Here is a 15,883-nt window from a genome sequence, read left to right as displayed (position 1 = left end):
AACTACAGGCTCCGGCCGAGGGCGCGGAGCTGCCAGCCCGCCTGCTGCCACTGCTGGATGTTGAGGACGTTTCGCCCGTCGATAAGCAATTGCTTGTCGACGAGCTCCGCCGCCCACCGCGGATCCATCTCCTTGAACTCCTGCCACTCGGTGGCGAGGATGACCAGCTCCGCGCCGCGCAGTGCGTCCTCGAGGCTGGTTGCGTAGTCGAGGGTGGGGAAGACCTTGCGGGCGTTGTCCATACCCTGCGGGTCGTAGACGCGCACGCTTGCGCCGGCGAGCGAAAGCTGGCCGGCCACAGCGAGCGCCGGCGAGTCGCGCACGTCGTCGGAGTTCGGCTTGAACGCGGCACCGAGCACGGTGATGTTGCGGCCGATGACGCTGCCGAGCTCCTCGCGGGCCAGGTCAATCACGCGCTGGCGGCGGCGCATGTTGATCGCGTCGACCTCACGCAAGAACGTCAAAGCTTGGTCGGCCCCGACCTCGCCGGCGCGCGCCATGAACGCGCGGATGTCCTTGGGCAGACACCCGCCGCCGAAACCGAGACCCGCGCCGAGGAATTTGCGGCCGATGCGGTCGTCGTAGCCGATGGCGTCCGCCAGCTGGGTGACATCCGCGCCGACGTTCTCACAGACCTCGGACACGGCGTTGATGAAGGAGATCTTCGTGGCCAAAAACGCGTTGGCGGAGACTTTCACCAGCTCCGCGGTCTGCAAATCCGTCACGATGAACGGGGTGTTGTTTTCCAGTGGTGTGGCGTAGACCTCGCGGGCGATCTCCTCTGCTCGGGAGTTCTCGGCGCGGTGGCCTAGCACGATGCGGTCCGGCTCGATAGTGTCTTTGACCGCGTAGCCTTCGCGGAGGAACTCCGGGTTCCACGCGATCTCCACTTGGCCTTTGTTGCCGTTGGCGGCGGCGAGTGCGTCGGCGCGTTCCTGCAGGGCGGCGGCGGTGCCGACCGGGACGGTGGACTTGCCCAGGATCAGGTGCTCGCCTTCGAGCTGGGGTACCAGATCGTCGATGACGGCCTCAACGTAGCGGGTATCGGCCGCGTAGGAGCCGCGCTGCTGCGGGGTGCCCACACCGATGAAGTGGACGTTCGCAAACGCGGCGGCCTCGGCGTAGTCCGTCGTAAAGCCAAGGCGACCTGCTTCGATGTTGCGCTCGAGCACCTCGGGCAAGCCCGGCTCGTAAAAGGGCACCTTGGAGTTCTTCAGCGCCTCGATTTTGGTTTCATCAACGTCTACGCCCAGCACCTCGTGGCCGAGTTCAGCCATGCACGCCGCGTGCGTCGCGCCAAGGTAACCAGTGCCAATCACAGTCATCCGCATAAGTGGCCATTATGCCGTGGAGCGGCGACGTCGGCAGGGTGAAGAACGGATTTACTGGAAGTTCAGGTACGCCTTCGACGGGGTGGGGCCGCGCTGGCCCTGGTACTTCGAGCCGAGCTTGCCGGAGCCGTACGGGGTGTCCGCGGGCGAGGTCATGTTGAACAGCGCAAGCTGGCCGACCTTCATGCCCGGCCACAAGACGATGGGCAGGTTGGCCACGTTGGACAGCTCCAAGGTGATGTGGCCGGAAAAGCCCGGGTCAATGAAGCCTGCGGTGGAGTGCGTGAGCAGCCCCAGGCGGCCCAGGGAGGACTTGCCCTCCAAGCGGCCCGCCAGGTCCGCGGGCAGTGTGAAGCACTCCAGGGTGGAGGCGAGCACGAACTCGCCGGGGTGCAGGACAAACGCGTCGCCGTCCGGCACCTCGACGAGCGTGGTCAGATCCGGCATCTCCTGCTTCGGGTCAATGTGCGTGTACTTCGAGTTGTTGAAAACGCGGAAGAACTTGTCAATGCGCACATCGATCGAACTCGGCTGGATGAGCTCGGCATCGAACGGGTCGATACCGAGGTGGCCGGAGTCAATGGCATCGCGGATGTCGTGATCTGAAAGCAACACGAATCAGAGTGTACTTCCCTGTTTTGGGCCGCGAATCCGTGGTGCTAAAGTTGGCAGAGCTGCCGGCGTAGTTTAGTGGTAGAACATCAGCTTCCCAAGCTGAGAGTGCGAGTTCGATTCTCGTCGCCGGCTCTCTTTTCTTTTTCGGGGCTTCCTCGGATCTAGCTTTCCGTGGTGCACGGCGTCAGCGGCTTCTTGCTCAGCAACACCGCGCGGTACCTCCCATTCTCCGTTTTGAAGCGCAGGATGTTCCAATCCGGGTTGTACTCCTCCGCCAGCGCAAGTTCCTCGGGGTCGTGGTTATAGCCGGTGACGTTCTCCTCCCCCACTGCGCTGCGGAAACGGAAGGTGAGCTTCGTGCCGTCCTGCTCCGCCGCCTCGACGGGGAACCAGGAGTGCTTCAGGTTCATGGCGCGAAGCACCGGGATGTAGTGGTTTTTGTGGCCTTCGGCCTGCCTGTCGCACTCTTTGTAAGTGCATTCACGGCGTCCGGCCGGCTGCTTGGGCAGCGGGACAACGGCATCCCCGACGCGGATCGCGCCCGCTTTCGGCGAGTAGTCGAACTTCGGGCCAGTGTTACCCACGAAACGGGCCGCTTCCATCGGGCTGTCGAACTTTGCGACGACACTTTCGCCCGTCTCATCGAGCGTGAACGCGAACGTAGTTCCGCTCATGTGGGCCAGGGTGGCAGGGGTCCAGTCGGTGGGCATGTTGGACATGTCGTTCATGTCGGAAGACATGGTTGATCTCCTTCGAGAATCGCACTTCCGGCGCGGCGGTTGCGCGTGCCGGCGGATCTTCCCCCGGGGGCACCGTGCGCGATATGCGCGGTTGCCAGCCGACGAGCCGGGAGGCTTTTCCCTTGTGCAGGGTGCGTCGGACTTCGTGATCCAAACCAGGACAATAACAGACCGCTTGGTCTACTGCAAGTGGGGGCCGGAGGACGTCGATAAGCAATATGCTCTAAGGGATGAAACTCAGCAGCGCGATGATGACACTGGCGGCCGGGTACGGGGCGGTGCGCGGGCTGCAAAACCGCCCGCCGATGCCGTTCAACGACCGGAATTTTCAACCCACACACCCCACACCGGTGATGTACGTGCACGGGATCAACTCGCGCACCGCCGCGTTTGAGTCGAACGCGCAAAGGCTGAAAGAACAGGGGTTTTGGGTCTGGGGCTACGACTACGGCGACATGATCGCGCCCGGGTTCTTCGGCGCGGGCGACCTGAATTCGATCGTGGGGGACGTGGAAGAGCACGTGGACCGCGTGCTGCGGAAAACCGGCGCTGAGCAGGTGGACATTGTGGCACACTCGCAGGGCGCGCTGATGACCAAGCTGTTCATTTCGCGCGGGGGTGCGGAGAAGGTGCGGCGCGTGGTGGCGATGGGCGGCAATTTCCACGGCACCGACTTCCGCGGGCTGGCCGGACAGATGGGCGCGTTCGCCTCGAAGCACCCGCACTTCACCGCGATATTCGCCCCGGGGGCGGCGCAGCAGCTCGCAGGTTCCGCCTGGTTGCGCGAGTTTTTGAGCGGCCCGGACACCGTGCCGGGAATCGCGTACACCTCCATCTACTCGCCGGCGGACACGGTGGTCACCCCGGCATCCGCGTCGATGCTGGAGGCCGTGCCGGGCGCGGATGTGGCGAACATCGACTCCGGACAGTGGTACGACGGCTACGCGCCCTACCACGCACTCATGCCGCGCGACCCGCTGTACGCGGACCTCACCGTGTGGGGGCTGCTGCGCGAGGTGGGCGACCATGTGCCGCCTGCACAATTCGAGTGAGCACCTTTTGCTTATCGACGAGCTAAAGTTTCTGGCCATTTAGGGTTATTCGAACGTGCGTTTGGTTTTGTGACGGTCGTGTCGGAGGCGTGTCGTAGCGTATGCATTGTTCATTCGTTGACAGTGCGCACCTGAAGGGAGGGATCCGCCCATGACCACGGTGATTGACCACCACGTGGACCAGCTCGTCGATAGCCTGAAAGCTCTCGAGGCGCTCATGATGCAGCCCGAATCCCTCCACCTTCTGTCCACGCACCAGGCGATGGAACGGCTGCACGCGGCGCTGCCGCTGCTCTCCAACGCGAACATCGCGTTTGCGCACCTGTGCGAGCGCGACGGGGCTGGCCGGTTGGTCGGCGCCAACCACCCTGTGGAGTATTTGACCAAGCAGCTCGGGCTCCCTCGGGCCGACGCCTTTAGCCTGCTCAACCAGGCGAAGACGATGTTCGGCGAGGTCGAGGTGCCCACCCCACCCTCGGATCCGCTGATGGACGAGGAAGAACGCAAGCAGCAAACCGAGGAAGAAGAGCGCCGCAAAGAAGAAGCGCGCAAGGCCAAAGAGCGCGCGCGGAAGGCGGCGGCGAAGGCCAACGCGGAGAAGAAGCGCATCATCGAACGGGCGCTGATGCAGCTCAACGAACACTCGGACCCGGGCCGCGACGAGATCTACGCGCAGGCGCTCGAGGCGGCGGAGACGATGTCCGCGGAAGAACTGCGGAAGCACGTGAACACACTGGTCAAGCGTGCCAACCGCAAGGGCCGGGACTACGAGGGCAACAAGGACCCGCTCGCCGCGTTTAAGAAGAGAACCATGATTTTCGGCGAGGAGGACAGCGACGGCGGTTCCTGGGGGCAGATCTACTTCGACAAAGCCAGCCGCGCCGCGTTCGAGGCCGCGCTGGCCGCCGGCGAGTCGCCCGGGGCGAACCTGCCGCCCGGCGCCGAGGACAAGCGCACCCGCGGGCAGCGGCGGTTCGACCAACTCATGGACATCGTTGGTGACCACGCGAACTCCTCCACCGCGGCGCGCAAGGGCATCGGCACCGTGGTGATAACGCTGACGCTGGAAGACCTCATGGGGGCGGACGCGTACACCGAGTTCGCCACCAACACCTCGGTGTCGTTGACCGCGTTGGACATGGTCCGGCTCGGGTTGGCGGGCGATTCGTTTGCCCTGCAGCTGGACTCGTGCACCGGGGTGCCGCTGTCCCTCGGGCGTGCGCGGTTGGCAAGCGTGGAGCAGAAACTGGTGCTTTTGGCCATGCAGCAGGTGTGCGCCTGGACCGGATGCACCAAGCCAGGCGTGCAACTGGAAGCCCACCACATCCAGTCGTACCTGCACGGCGGGTTCACAGACCTGGAAAACCTGGTCCTCCTGTGTCGCGAGCACCACATGTGCAACAACGACAACAGAGACGGCGCAGGTGGCAAAGGACACTTCGAGAAAGACCCCTCCACCTGGGACGTCACCCACCACCCCGCCGACGGCGGGCCACCGACGCCGACCACGACCCGCCAGTACCAGGAATCGCCTGGTCAGAGGACTATCAGGCGGGTGCGGAAAAAATACCCCGCGTTCGACGACCCACCGAACCAGACAATCACCGACCCGCCGTTATTCGACATCGGCGATGGGTCCAGGGCCGGCCCCGACCGGGGCGGCAACATAGCGTGAGAGTTAGCGCTGCGCGCACATGGCAGGGCACCACCTGTCCCCTGCCATCCATACTGCACAGTCAGCTCCTAGTCATCTTCTCCACATCGCAGACCGGGGTATCCCACCCCTCTGGGACGGGAAGCCCGAAGTCCTCAATCAGCACACGAACTGCTTCGTCTGGGCAGTCGCGCACAACCGCTGCGGTTTGAATTCGACGCCACTTCTCCCGAGCGTTCTGGAGTTGCTGTTGCCAGCGGGCATTGTCGACATCGAGGTCGAATTCGACCCTCAATGCTTCAAGGACGTCCTCAAGGCAGGGCCGGAAACGAGGACCCCCGGTAGGAAAATGAAAATCCGAAAGGAGAGTGCCGCGTTTGAAATACGTGTTTACCTGCGCCGATTTTTGAGTATCAAGCTTGGCCGCAAATCCCAGTAAGTGCGTGAATTCATCTCGATGCGCATGCACATGGAAATGAGAGGTTGGGTATTTGCGACTGCTCCCCCGCAGGTATTCAACACGAAACAGCGGGTCCAACCCCGGTTGCGCGTATGGGTGAACGGCAAAACTCGAACTCTCAACAGCTAGAAACCTTCTAGTCGTATCCCACGAACAGCGGTACTCAGGTTTAATTCCGATGACTGCCTTCCCCTTGGACAGAAGGGGAAGGATACCCGGCCGCTCATTCTGCTGCTCGAACCGTATCGAGACCGATACGCCGCGCCCAGTATCCAGCCAGCTGTATTCAAACGGCGGACACGAGCCAGCAAAGACGGAGAGCGACGCCGAAAGTTCGCGGTCGAATTCTTTTACCGCGTTCTCGAGACTTCGACCTCCCGAATCAGCCATTGAGCAGCCACCGAAGTTCCCGGATACGCTCCCAAACCGCCTGCTCTCGTGGCGAGAGATCGAAGAATCGAGCACGCTCTTCAAAATTCTCGATTCCACCATCCACGCTTCGCTCGAGTCTGCGTAGTTCTCCGCGAGCCTCCTGCGGCGTCAGGTGTCTCATCAGGGGTGCTGACATTTTGGCCTCCTTACCCCAACTACCTTTTCGCTAATTGTTCCACGTCCCCCGATGCTTTTGCGCGAATTAGCAACTTGTATCGAACATTAGTTCGCACACTAACCGCTAACCGCAGCGCACGATCGGCTGCGGGTCGTACACCGTGGTCTGGGTCTCCCGGCTGAGCTCGTTTCCGGCGAGGTCGTAGATGATGCGGGTGTCGGAGGTGGTGAAACCAGGCGCGCCCGAAGACGGCGCGCAGTTCGAGCCGGAGACGTTCACCGGCTGGGGCTGCGTCTGCGCCCACCGGCCACCGTTGACGGACTCGACGGTCACGGTCTTAACGCCCATCAGGCTCACCGTGACCTCACCGCCGCCGACGCTGGTGGCGATGCGCACCGGGTACGGGCTGTCGTTGCGGAACTGCAGATCGATCGCCCCCTCGTACACGGTGGCCTCACGGCCGGCCGGGTAACGGGAGATGTAGTAAGAGTGCGGCATGTGCGCCACATCCGTCATGCCGGCAAAGTAGGAGGCGTTGTACAAGGTGGTGGCGAACTGGGAGATGCCGCCGCCGACCGCGGTGTCTGCGCGCCCGTTGAGGATGATGCCGGACTCCACGTACCCCTGCGCGGGGCCGCGCGGTCCGGTGTAGCCGTTCAGAGAGAACGTCTCGCCCGGGTTCACTACCGCCCCGTTGACGGTCTGGGCCACCAGCGCAATGTTGGTGCCGGACGCGCCCGAGTAGCCGCTGGTGGTGAACGAACCGACAACGTCGTTGAAGGTGGCGTTCTGCGCCTGCTCAGTGGTGAACTGCGCGGGCACGTCCTTGTACACCGCGTCCCATTCGCGGGAAGCCCCGCCGGTCAGGCGCTTTTCAAAGTCGGCCAGGGTGGCGTCCCAGTCCACCACGGAGCCGTCCACGGACGGTTCGACGCCGCCTCCGGCCAACACGCGCGCGTTCTTGCCCTCCGCCTCGGTCTCCGCGAGCTGGTCGCCCAGGATTGTGCGCGCCGCATCCAGGTTCACCTCGGGCGCGATGCGACCTTCCACCGCGGGGAACTGCACGATTTCGCCGATGCGGTCCTGCGGCACCGCGGCGGCGACGCCGTCCTTGCCGGTGACGGTGATCGGTCCGTCGAGGGCCGCGCGCACGGGGCCGCCGAGCGCGGCCTTCATGGCATCGTCGTTGATGGCGGGCTGCACCTCTTTCGGCTCCACCTCAACTCCGTCCGGGTTGAGCCAGCCGGTGGTCACCTCGTCGCGAAGCGTCGCGCGGTCCACGTCCTGGCCGAGCTTCGGGTCGGTGGTTTCGGCCTTGCCACCCTGCACGCGGATAGTGCCGTCGACGGGGTCCACGTGCAGCTCTTCGGTCATGCGGTCGAGCTGGCCGCCCAGGGCTTTGTCGTCGACAGTCGGTACGACATCCACCTCGCGGGTGGTGAACAGACCGCGGAAGCGCTCGACGGGGTTAGCGGTCTCGATGCCGGCGGCGTCCACCGTGGCGTCGAAATCGATGCCCAGGCCAGACTTCGCGGGAACGAACTCGGTGGCCTTCTCCCCCGCCTTGACCGGCACGGCCTTGTCGGCGACGCCGCCGAGTTCAGCCTGGAGCTTCTCGCGCGCCTCATCAGGCACCATGGCACCAATGTCCACGCCGCCGACCTGGGTGCCGCGGGGGACGTTGCCGCGGTGGGTAGCCAGATCCGCCAGATAAATCGCGAGCGCCACGGCGAGGATGCCTAGGAGCACACTGAGCGTGATTTTGGCGCCGCGGCCCATCACGCCCGGCCCGCCCTTGGCGGTGCCTGCGCGTCCTTTCCTGTGCGAGGTTGCCTTCACCGTAGTCACGGGCCCCACAGTAATGCAGATCTTTGATCTCTCATAGCCGGAGAGACGCCTACAACCCCACGTCGATGAGCTGCTGCTGCGCCCTTGTGGCGGCCTCGTCCACGCGGGCTTCAGGGATGTAGCCGTTGTGCACGCACCACACGATGTGGTCGATGATGCCGGGCAGGTCCGCGCCGGAGGACCACAGCGCCTGGTCCGCGCCGGAGCCGATCGCCCTGGCCACGGCGTCGCGGGTGGGGGCGTAGTCCAGAATGCCGCGCATGCCGGACAGGTCGTCGGTGACCACCACGCCTTCGAAGGGCACACCGCCCGGGTAGTCGCCGGTGCGCAGGAGCCGGTAGGTGTCCGGGTTCATGGAGCTGGGCACGCCGTCCGGGCCAAGGCCGGGGACGATCATGTGGCCCATCATCACGCTCACACGGGGGAACTGTTCCAGCAGCGGGCCGTAGGGGCGCAGGTCCAGCTCGCGCATCTGGTCCAGCGGCGGGGTAACGGCCAAGTGGTGGTGCGTGTCCCCGGAGGCGCGCCCGTGGCCGGGGAAGTGTTTGAACGTCGGGGTCACCCCGGCGTCGATAAGCCCCTGCGAGAACAGCCCGGCGACGCGCACGACCTCGTCGGGGTTGCCGTGGAAGGAGCGGTCGCCCACGATGTCCAGGCCGTTGACGTCCAGGTCCAGCAGCGGTGCGTAGTCCACGTTGATGCCGTGGGCGCGCAGGGATCGGCCGATGTCGTAGCCGGTGCCGCGGATCACCTCGGGCGGCTGCCCGGCGAGCGCGCGCGGCGGCATGAACTCGCCGAGGACCTGCGTGTGCCGCTGCACGCGGCCGCCCTCGAAGTCGATGGCGACGCTGAACGGCCGGTGGTACTGGGCGCGCAGGGCGTTGATGTCGCGGCCCACCTCGGTCAGCAGCGCCGGGTCAGCCCAGCTGGGGATGATCAGCCCGCCGACACCCTGGTCAAGCGCAAACCGCGCCTGGTCGTAGTTGGCCACGCCGACCACCATGAGCGAAGCAACCTTTTGCCGCAGGTCGTCCGGCACGCGCTGCTGCGCGGGCGACAAGGGTGCGGGCGCGGCCGGGGGCGAAGTAGGCGGCACCATCTCGGGGGCTTCTTGCTTGTCGACGTCCTCCCGGCCCGCAACCGCAGTCTCCAAAACCGCCGACTCAGCAGCGTTGTCCTCAGACTGTTCGGCACATCCGGCGAAGCTAAACGTCGATAGGCAAACAAGTGCGAGCAGCGCCGCACCTGTCCGAGCCCGCATAAACCATTCCCCTTGTCGCCTGTTTCAAACCCTGTTTCAAACCACAGCCACTGTACCCGCTGCTGGTAGGCTTCTCCGACATGTCCCACCGAGTATTTGCCCTGCCGGCGTCGCTTGCCCGGCGCGCCACCGCGCCCGTTTTGGCCAGCACGGTCGTTGGCGTGGTGCTCGGTGTTGTGGGGGTGCTCGGCATCGCGTCCGTGTCCGGGCAGTCCACGGTGCCGCAGGGTTCGGCGGTGCCGGCGGATGAGGCGGTTCTCGGCGGGCCGGAGTACGGCTCGAGGAAGTAGGCGCTGGTGCGGGGGATGCGCGCGCACCTCGCAGGCTGGCTGGTCCTGCTCGTTGTTGTGCTTGCACAGCCGCCGGGCCAGGTTGCGGCGGACACGAAATTCGACCTGATCGCCGACCCGGCGCGGTTTCTGCGCCGCGCGACGCACGCCTACACGGACGAGTTTCCGCTGGGCCAGGTGCAAAACCAGGCGTACGGGTATTTGTTTCCGCAGGGGCCGTTCTTCCTGGCGGGGGATCTGCTGCATGTGCCGGATTGGCTGATCCAGCGCGCGTGGTGGTGGCTGTTGCTGGGGTTGGCGTACTCCGGCACGCTCGCGTTGGCGCGGCGGGTCGGTATCCGCGGCACGTTTCCGCAGGTCCTCGCGGCGGCGGTGTACGCGCTGAGTCCGCGCATCCTGACTACCCTCACCGCGATTTCCTCGGAGGCGTGGCCGGTGGCGCTGGTGCCGTGGACGCTGATCCCGCTGACGCGCCGCAACCCACAGGTGGCGCCGGCGGTGGTGGCGGTGGCGTGCATGGGCGCGGTCAACGCCACCGCCACCATCGCCGCGTGCCTGCCGGCGTTCGTGCTGCTCATCGCGCGGCGTGCTTATAAAACCGCCGGCAAGTTCGCCGTCGGGGCGGCGGCGGTGTCCGCGTGGTGGATCGGGCCGCTATTGGTGCTGGGCCGCTATTCCCCGCCGTTCACGGACTTCATCGAGTCCGCCGGCGTGACCACCGCGTGGCTCAACCCAGTGGAGATCCTGCGCGGCACCACCAGCTGGACCCCGTTCGTGGACACGGAGCGCGCCGCCGGCCACCTGCTGGTGGCGGAGCCGACCTTCGTCATAGCCACCTGCCTCGTCGCCGCGTTCGGTCTCGCGGGCCTGGCGCGCCGCGACATGCCGTGGCGCGGGCCGTTGCTCGCGGTGTTCGCGGTGGGCTTCTGGGTGCTCGGCTCTGCGCACATGAGCACTTCGCTTTACGACGGTGCTCTCGCCCCCTTCCGCAACCTGCACAAATTCGACCCCCTGGTCCACCTGCCGCTCGCGCTCGGCGCCGGGCACCTGGCCGCGAACGTGAACCGACCGAAGGCTGTCGGCATCACCCTTGCCGCCGCAATGGCGGTGGCGCCAGCGTGGTCGCTGCGCCTGCTGCCGGAGGGCACCTGGCACGAGGTGTCCGAGGACTGGGTCGCCGCGGGCCAGTGGTTGGACGAGCACGCCGCCGGCACCCGCACGCTTGTGGTCCCGCCGGCGTCGTTTGCGCGGCAGACGTGGGGGTGGACGCGTGACGAGCCGATCCAGGCGCTGACCCAGGCGCGTTTCGCGTTCCGCGACGCGGTGCCCCTGGTGGATCCGGAGGCGATTCGGGGGTTGGAGGGGCAGGCGGAGCTCGTCGATAGGCAAGCGCTGCGTTCCATTGGTGTGGGCGCGGTGGTGGTGCGCCGCGACCTTGAGCGCCAACCGCCGACGCCGAATATGGGCGAGCCGGATGCGAGCTTCGGCGAGGTGGACATCTTCCTGCTGGACCCTCACGCGGACGTGATGGACACGGACCGCGAGCCGGTCGCGGTGGACGGCGGCGGCGAGGTGCTGCCGCTGCTGTGGCGCGAACTCGGCTACTTCCCGGCGCGACTGACCGGCGGGGATGCCGATGTGGTCACCGACACCCCGGCGCTTGCGGTGCGCAATTACGGCACCATCGACGGCCAGTCCGGCTATCTCGCCGCCGAGTGGGAGGACGGCACGGTGCGCAACCGTGTGAAGGACTACCCGTCTGCCGGCTCCCGCGCGGCGGTGGCGGCGGACGGCTTCGCCCGCGCGTCGTCCTCGGCCGCGGATGCCGGCGCGTTCGGCGGTCCCGACGCGTCGAAGTCGCTCACCTCCGCCTTCGACGGCGTAAACGAGACCGCCTGGTGGCCCGCGCCCGGCGACCGCGACGCCTGGATCGAGTTCCAAACCCAGCAGGAGCACGTCACCATCGCCGCCACCGCGGACACCACCGTCCAGCTGTGCGACGGGCACAGCAACTGCCGCAGCGTCACCCTGGTCAAAGACCAGCCGCGCAGGCTCACCCGCGGCGACGCCACCATCCTGCAGCTGACCGAACCCGTGGGCATCCGCGAACTCGACGTGGGCATCCACCGCATCGTCGAGGTGGAGGGCACCGCGGACCGCTACTTCTTCCAGCGGCATTTCCCCGAGCACACGGTTATCCAGCGCCGCTTCACCACCGCCGAGGACGCCACGTGGCAGCTCAGCGCGCCCGCCACCATCGACGGCGAGCGCCGCGTGGGCAGCGTCTTCCTCGAAGCCGGCACCCACGAGCTGTTCACCCGCACGGATACGGTCATGCTCTCCCGCGCACCGATGCCCAACCGCACCGGCGACCGGCTGATCCTGACCACCCGCGCGTTCAACGACGGGCTTCGCGCCACCCTCGGCGGCAACGAGTTGGAGCCCGTGCGTATCGACGCCGGCGCCCAGGCCTTCCGCGTCCCCCCGGGAGCCGACGGCGAGTTCGAGATGCGCTTCGCGGGCGAGGGCGCCTACCGCTACTCGCTGATTTTCGGCGGGGCGTTCAGCCTGCTCGTGCTCGCACTGTGTTTGTGGCTGCCGTGGCGGCGCGAGGACGGCACCCCGTACGTGCCGAAAGCAGGCGCGAACTGGGTGCCGACCGTCGCGGTGATCGCCGCGTTCCCGTTCCAGAGCCTAGCGGCGGTGGCCCTCGCGTGGGTGGTGCGCCGCTTCACCGTGTTACCGATGCACCGCGTCGCGGCCGGCACCATGGCTATCTGCGGGCTCGTGCTGGCGCGCGCGCCGTGGCCGGCGGCGAACTACGCCGGTTCCTCCACCTTCTTGGTCGTGGCCGGCCTGTTCGCCGTGGCCTGCCTGACCAACCGCGCGCCCGGCACCTCCACCAGCTCGTAGGAGATGTAGGCCACGGCGGTGCTCGCCAGCGCGGTGGCCGCGTAGACCAGTACAAACCCGCCCGAGAACATCGGCACCCCCAGCACGGGGAATACGAAGTACAGCACCGCCATATGCCACAAGAACACCGAGTAGGACCAGTGGCCCAGGGTGCGCATGACATTCGACGACAGCACCGTGCCGCGCTGCCGCTGCCCCAGCGCGAACGGCGCGACCACCAGCGCCGCGAACACCGCGCCGAGCAGCACCCGCACGTTGAACTCCGCCGGCGAGGGGTGTGCCAGCCCCCGCGGGCCCACCACGCCCCCGACCCAGGCCACCGGCAGCGCCAGTGCCGCCACCGGCCAGCGCGGGCCGGTGTAGCGCACGCCGGCGCGCTCCAGCTCCGCCAGCACAAGCCCCACCGCGAACCAGGGGACGTACGACGGCGGCCAGATCTGCATGTTCACCACCGCCGGATCCGTCACACCCGACACCGCCCACGGCCACGCCAGGCCCAGCACCACGGCCCCCGCCAGCGCCGCGTGCCGCCCCCACGACCCGAGGCGCAGGTACAGCGGCAGGACCAAGTAGAAGGCGGCTTCGACGCATAACGACCACATCTGCGTGAGCCCGTCGATAAGCGAATGCGGCACGTAAATCTGCGCAAGCAGCACATTCGCCGCGACCTGGCCCCACGTCACCCCCGCGAGCGGCGGCAGCGCGAGCAGCACCACAACCACGCACACAAGATACGCGGGTGCAAGGCGCGACACCCGCCGCCCGTAGTAGCCCTCACGGAGACCGCCGCGCGCCAGGAGGAACGCCGAAAGCGCAAAGAAGACGGCCACGAAGTAGTCGAAGCGCTCCAGCACCGCGGAGCCGGTGGCGGTCTGGAAGGCGACGTGCGTGGCCACGATGCCGTAGGCGGCCACGGCGCGCAGGCCGTCGAGCTCGGGCAAAATGGCGGGTCTGTTCACGATGGCGCAAGTCTAGCCACCCGGTAGGGTGACACGGGTGAACCTGCGACGCCGACTTGCCGCCTGCCTCGGCATCATCGTCGTGTGCGGCGCGCTCAACCTCGCCTCCCCCATCGTGATTGCGCAGCAGCGCACCCTGGATCCGGGCGAGTACACCATGCTTTTCGACGGCACTTCGCCCCGCACCCGCACCATCGAGCTCACCAAGGCCCCGAAGAGCCTGGATGCGGTAGTCACGCTGGACGGCGAAGAGGTGGACGCGTTTCCCATCGACCCCTCCACCGCCTTTCCCGCGAAGGGGCGCGCCGGGCTGGGGCCGCTTTTGCCCTACCGCCCGGAGCGGCGCACCTACCCGATGCTCGACTCCACGTCCGGCGATGACGTCGGGTTGGACTACCTGGGCCCCGGTTCGGTGCGGGGGTTGGACACGTACAAGTACTCGGCGGCGCTTTCGGACGGCTGCGTGCGCACCGTGGATGCGGAGCGGCGCACCGGCCGCATCGTCGACGAGGTGTGGGACTGCGGCGCCGACCAGTGGGTGCTGGCCGAGGAGACCAAGGCGGCGCAGGTGTCGGCGGCGGGGCGCGACGTGGCGTGGCTGCGGGGGCTGCAGGTGATGTCGGTGGTCACGCGCGTGATCGCCGCCGCGGCGTTTGTGGCGGGCCTGGTGCTGTATGCGCGCCGCCGTTAGCCGCTGGTGGGCGCCCGCGTACGGCGCGCTACTGGTGTTGTCGCTGACCTGGCCGTTTCTTATGCCCGGCGAGGCGTTCGCGCTGCGGGACATGATGGTGTTCGATGCTATGGCGCTCACCCGGGCATCGCTCGGCTGGGGTGACCTGGCCGCGCGCAGTGTGCCGCAGGACGCGCTGTTGGGGATCCTGCCGTGGCCGGTGGCGTTCGTGCGCGTGTTCATGGTCGCCGCTGCCGGGTGCGCCGCGTGGGCCGGGCACCGGTTCGGGCGCACCCCGTTCGGGCAGGCGGCGGCGATGACGGTGGCGGTGTGGAACCCGTTCGTGGTGGAGCGGCTGCTGCAAGGGCAGTGGTCGCTGGCCGCGGCGGCGTGGCTGCTGCCGTTGGTGGCGTTGGGGTGTGTGCCGGCGTCGGGCCTGGCGCACTGGTTGGCGTCGCTGACCCCCACCGGCGCGCTAGCGGCGGCGTGTTTTTCCCGCGGGTGGCGCGGAGTTGCGGTCAGCGTGTGCACCTGCCTGCCGTGGGTGGTGGCGGGTGTGTTTGCCAGCACACCCGGCACGTCCTCGGCCGCGTCCGCCGCGGCGTTCGCACCCCGCGCAGAGGCCTACGCCGGCACCCTCGGCTCGCTGCTGGGCCTGGGCGGGATCTGGAACGGGCAGGCGGTGCCGGCCTCCCGCGAGCTCGGGTTCGCGCTGTTCGGGGTGGCGCTGTGCGCCCTGCTCGCTTTGGCTTGGCGGTCGGTGCCCCGCCGTTTTCTGCTGCTGGCGGCGCTGGGGTTCGCGGTGGCGTTTGCCTCCTGGGCCGGCCTGACCGCGCCACTCATCCAGCACCTCCCGGGCGGCGGCCTGCTCCGCGACGGCCAGAAATGGCTCATCCTCGCCATCCCGGCCTTCGTCGCCGCCGCCGGAGCGCTCGAGCCCCGCCGCGCACTCGCCGCCGCCGCGTTCGCCCTGCTCCAGGTCCCGGACGCGCCGATCGCCCTCGCGGCGCTGACCCCCACCTCCATCGAGGTCCCCGCTGTCGACCACCGCGGCCGCGACGTCCTCTTCGAATCCCGCCCCGCGCTTGTACCTATCGACGGCCATCCGGTCGTCGACCCCACCCCCAAAGCCATGAACGTCGTCGAATCTGGCGCGCTGACGGTGGACGGGGTGGCGGTGGACCCGCCGTCGCTGCGGTGGACGGCGGCGCAGGCTGCCTTGGACGACCAGGAACGCCTGCGCGAGCTGGGCGTCGGTGTGGTGGTGCGCGCCGACGGTTCCGTGGCCGAGACTGGTGAGCCCGCGCGCCCGCTACCGCCTGCCGGGATCGCGTTGTTCGCCCTGTGGTGCATGGTGCCATTGCTACAGTGTGTCCGAAATCACACGGGAGCGCACCGTACCCCCTCACCAGCACATTTCTAAAAATTAGTTGGCTCCGACCAATTAATGACAAATTCCAATCATTGACCCTCTTGCATCGTTCACTTTTCGTCGCTTAAAGTGAACGCCAAGTTAACAACAGGTTACGTACATGCGTAA

The 15,883-nt window shown here is 67.0% G+C and carries 13 protein-coding genes, 1 tRNA gene and 1 riboswitch; of the genes, 7 read left to right on the top strand and 7 right to left on the bottom strand.

The annotated features are described in order from the left end of the window. Window positions 1-2 precede the first annotated feature (2 nt). Together MHY23_RS01875 and dcd are read right to left on the bottom strand one after the other, a co-directional pair. The gene (locus MHY23_RS01875) at window positions 3-1,331 is read right to left on the bottom strand and encodes a UDP-glucose/GDP-mannose dehydrogenase family protein (RefSeq protein WP_239306176.1); all 1,329 of its coding nucleotides are present in this window, start codon (window positions 1,329-1,331) and stop codon (window positions 3-5) included. Window positions 1,332-1,382: 51 nt separating this feature from the next. Beyond that, entirely contained in the window at window positions 1,383-1,946 is a 564-nt protein-coding gene (gene dcd, locus MHY23_RS01870; RefSeq protein WP_035000205.1) for a dCTP deaminase, read from the bottom strand. Window positions 1,947-2,007: 61 nt separating this feature from the next. Here dcd and MHY23_RS01865 point away from each other — a divergent pair. Continuing rightward, window positions 2,008-2,078: transfer RNA gene (locus MHY23_RS01865), tRNA-Gly, on the top strand. A 29-nt stretch (window positions 2,079-2,107) separates the two neighbouring features. On the opposite strand, the gene MHY23_RS01860 is transcribed toward MHY23_RS01865, so the two are convergent. Beyond that, window positions 2,108-2,686, bottom strand: a complete 579-nt coding sequence (locus tag MHY23_RS01860; RefSeq protein WP_239306175.1) for a hypothetical protein — start codon at window positions 2,684-2,686, stop codon at window positions 2,108-2,110. 16 nt (window positions 2,687-2,702) lie between these two features. Next, window positions 2,703-2,837, bottom strand: a riboswitch (SAM riboswitch). A 79-nt stretch (window positions 2,838-2,916) separates the two neighbouring features. Between MHY23_RS01860 and MHY23_RS01855 the strand changes: the two genes are divergently transcribed. Continuing rightward, window positions 2,917-3,738, top strand: a complete 822-nt coding sequence (locus MHY23_RS01855; RefSeq protein ID WP_239306174.1) for a triacylglycerol lipase — start codon at window positions 2,917-2,919, stop codon at window positions 3,736-3,738. Window positions 3,739-3,889: 151 nt separating this feature from the next. Continuing rightward, complete coding sequence (locus MHY23_RS01850; protein WP_239306173.1) at window positions 3,890-5,413, top strand: HNH endonuclease signature motif containing protein; 1,524 nt, start codon at window positions 3,890-3,892, stop codon at window positions 5,411-5,413. A gap of 61 nt (window positions 5,414-5,474) precedes the next feature. Here the strand turns inward: MHY23_RS01850 and MHY23_RS01845 are convergent, their stop codons facing one another. From MHY23_RS01845 to MHY23_RS01835, 3 genes are all read right to left on the bottom strand, one after another. Then, complete coding sequence (locus tag MHY23_RS01845) at window positions 5,475-6,242, bottom strand: hypothetical protein (protein ID WP_239306172.1); 768 nt, start codon at window positions 6,240-6,242, stop codon at window positions 5,475-5,477. A gap of 283 nt (window positions 6,243-6,525) precedes the next feature. Continuing rightward, on the bottom strand, window positions 6,526-8,181 hold the full coding sequence (locus MHY23_RS01840; protein ID WP_181889653.1) for a VanW family protein: 1,656 nt from the start codon (window positions 8,179-8,181) through the stop codon (window positions 6,526-6,528). A 118-nt stretch (window positions 8,182-8,299) separates the two neighbouring features. Beyond that, window positions 8,300-9,511, bottom strand: a complete 1,212-nt coding sequence (locus tag MHY23_RS01835) for a glycoside hydrolase family 3 N-terminal domain-containing protein (RefSeq protein ID WP_239306171.1) — start codon at window positions 9,509-9,511, stop codon at window positions 8,300-8,302. A gap of 80 nt (window positions 9,512-9,591) precedes the next feature. Here MHY23_RS01835 and MHY23_RS01830 point away from each other — a divergent pair, with 80 nt between their 5' ends. Beyond that, entirely contained in the window at window positions 9,592-9,801 is a 210-nt protein-coding gene (locus MHY23_RS01830; RefSeq protein ID WP_239306170.1) for a DUF2613 family protein, read from the top strand. 15 nt (window positions 9,802-9,816) lie between these two features. Further along, window positions 9,817-12,714, top strand: a complete 2,898-nt coding sequence (locus MHY23_RS01825; RefSeq protein ID WP_239306195.1) for an alpha-(1->3)-arabinofuranosyltransferase family protein — start codon at window positions 9,817-9,819, stop codon at window positions 12,712-12,714. Here the strand turns inward: MHY23_RS01825 and MHY23_RS01820 are convergent. Beyond that, window positions 12,621-13,673: an acyltransferase gene (locus MHY23_RS01820; RefSeq protein ID WP_239306169.1), complete on the bottom strand. Its 1,053-nt coding sequence runs from the start codon at window positions 13,671-13,673 to the stop codon at window positions 12,621-12,623. The two genes, MHY23_RS01825 and MHY23_RS01820, sit on opposite strands and share 94 nt — an antisense overlap. A 37-nt stretch (window positions 13,674-13,710) precedes the next feature. On the opposite strand from MHY23_RS01820, the gene MHY23_RS01815 reads away from it, so the two are divergent. Together MHY23_RS01815 and MHY23_RS01810 are read left to right on the top strand one after the other, a co-directional pair. After that, window positions 13,711-14,364 carry a DUF3068 domain-containing protein gene (locus MHY23_RS01815; RefSeq protein ID WP_239306168.1) on the top strand — a complete coding sequence of 218 codons (654 nt, stop codon included), beginning with the start codon at window positions 13,711-13,713 and terminating at the stop codon, window positions 14,362-14,364. Next, window positions 14,348-15,766: a hypothetical protein gene (locus MHY23_RS01810; protein ID WP_239306167.1), complete on the top strand. Its 1,419-nt coding sequence runs from the start codon at window positions 14,348-14,350 to the stop codon at window positions 15,764-15,766. The genes MHY23_RS01815 and MHY23_RS01810 overlap by 17 nt, the downstream gene beginning before the upstream one ends. Window positions 15,767-15,883 lie beyond the last annotated feature (117 nt).

It is taken from the genome of Corynebacterium sp. ACRQP (genome assembly GCF_022345915.1).
In the GTDB taxonomy this organism is placed as follows: Bacteria; Actinomycetota; Actinomycetes; order Mycobacteriales; family Mycobacteriaceae; genus Corynebacterium; species Corynebacterium lehmanniae.
This window is presented reverse-complemented; position numbering and strand designations above follow the sequence as displayed.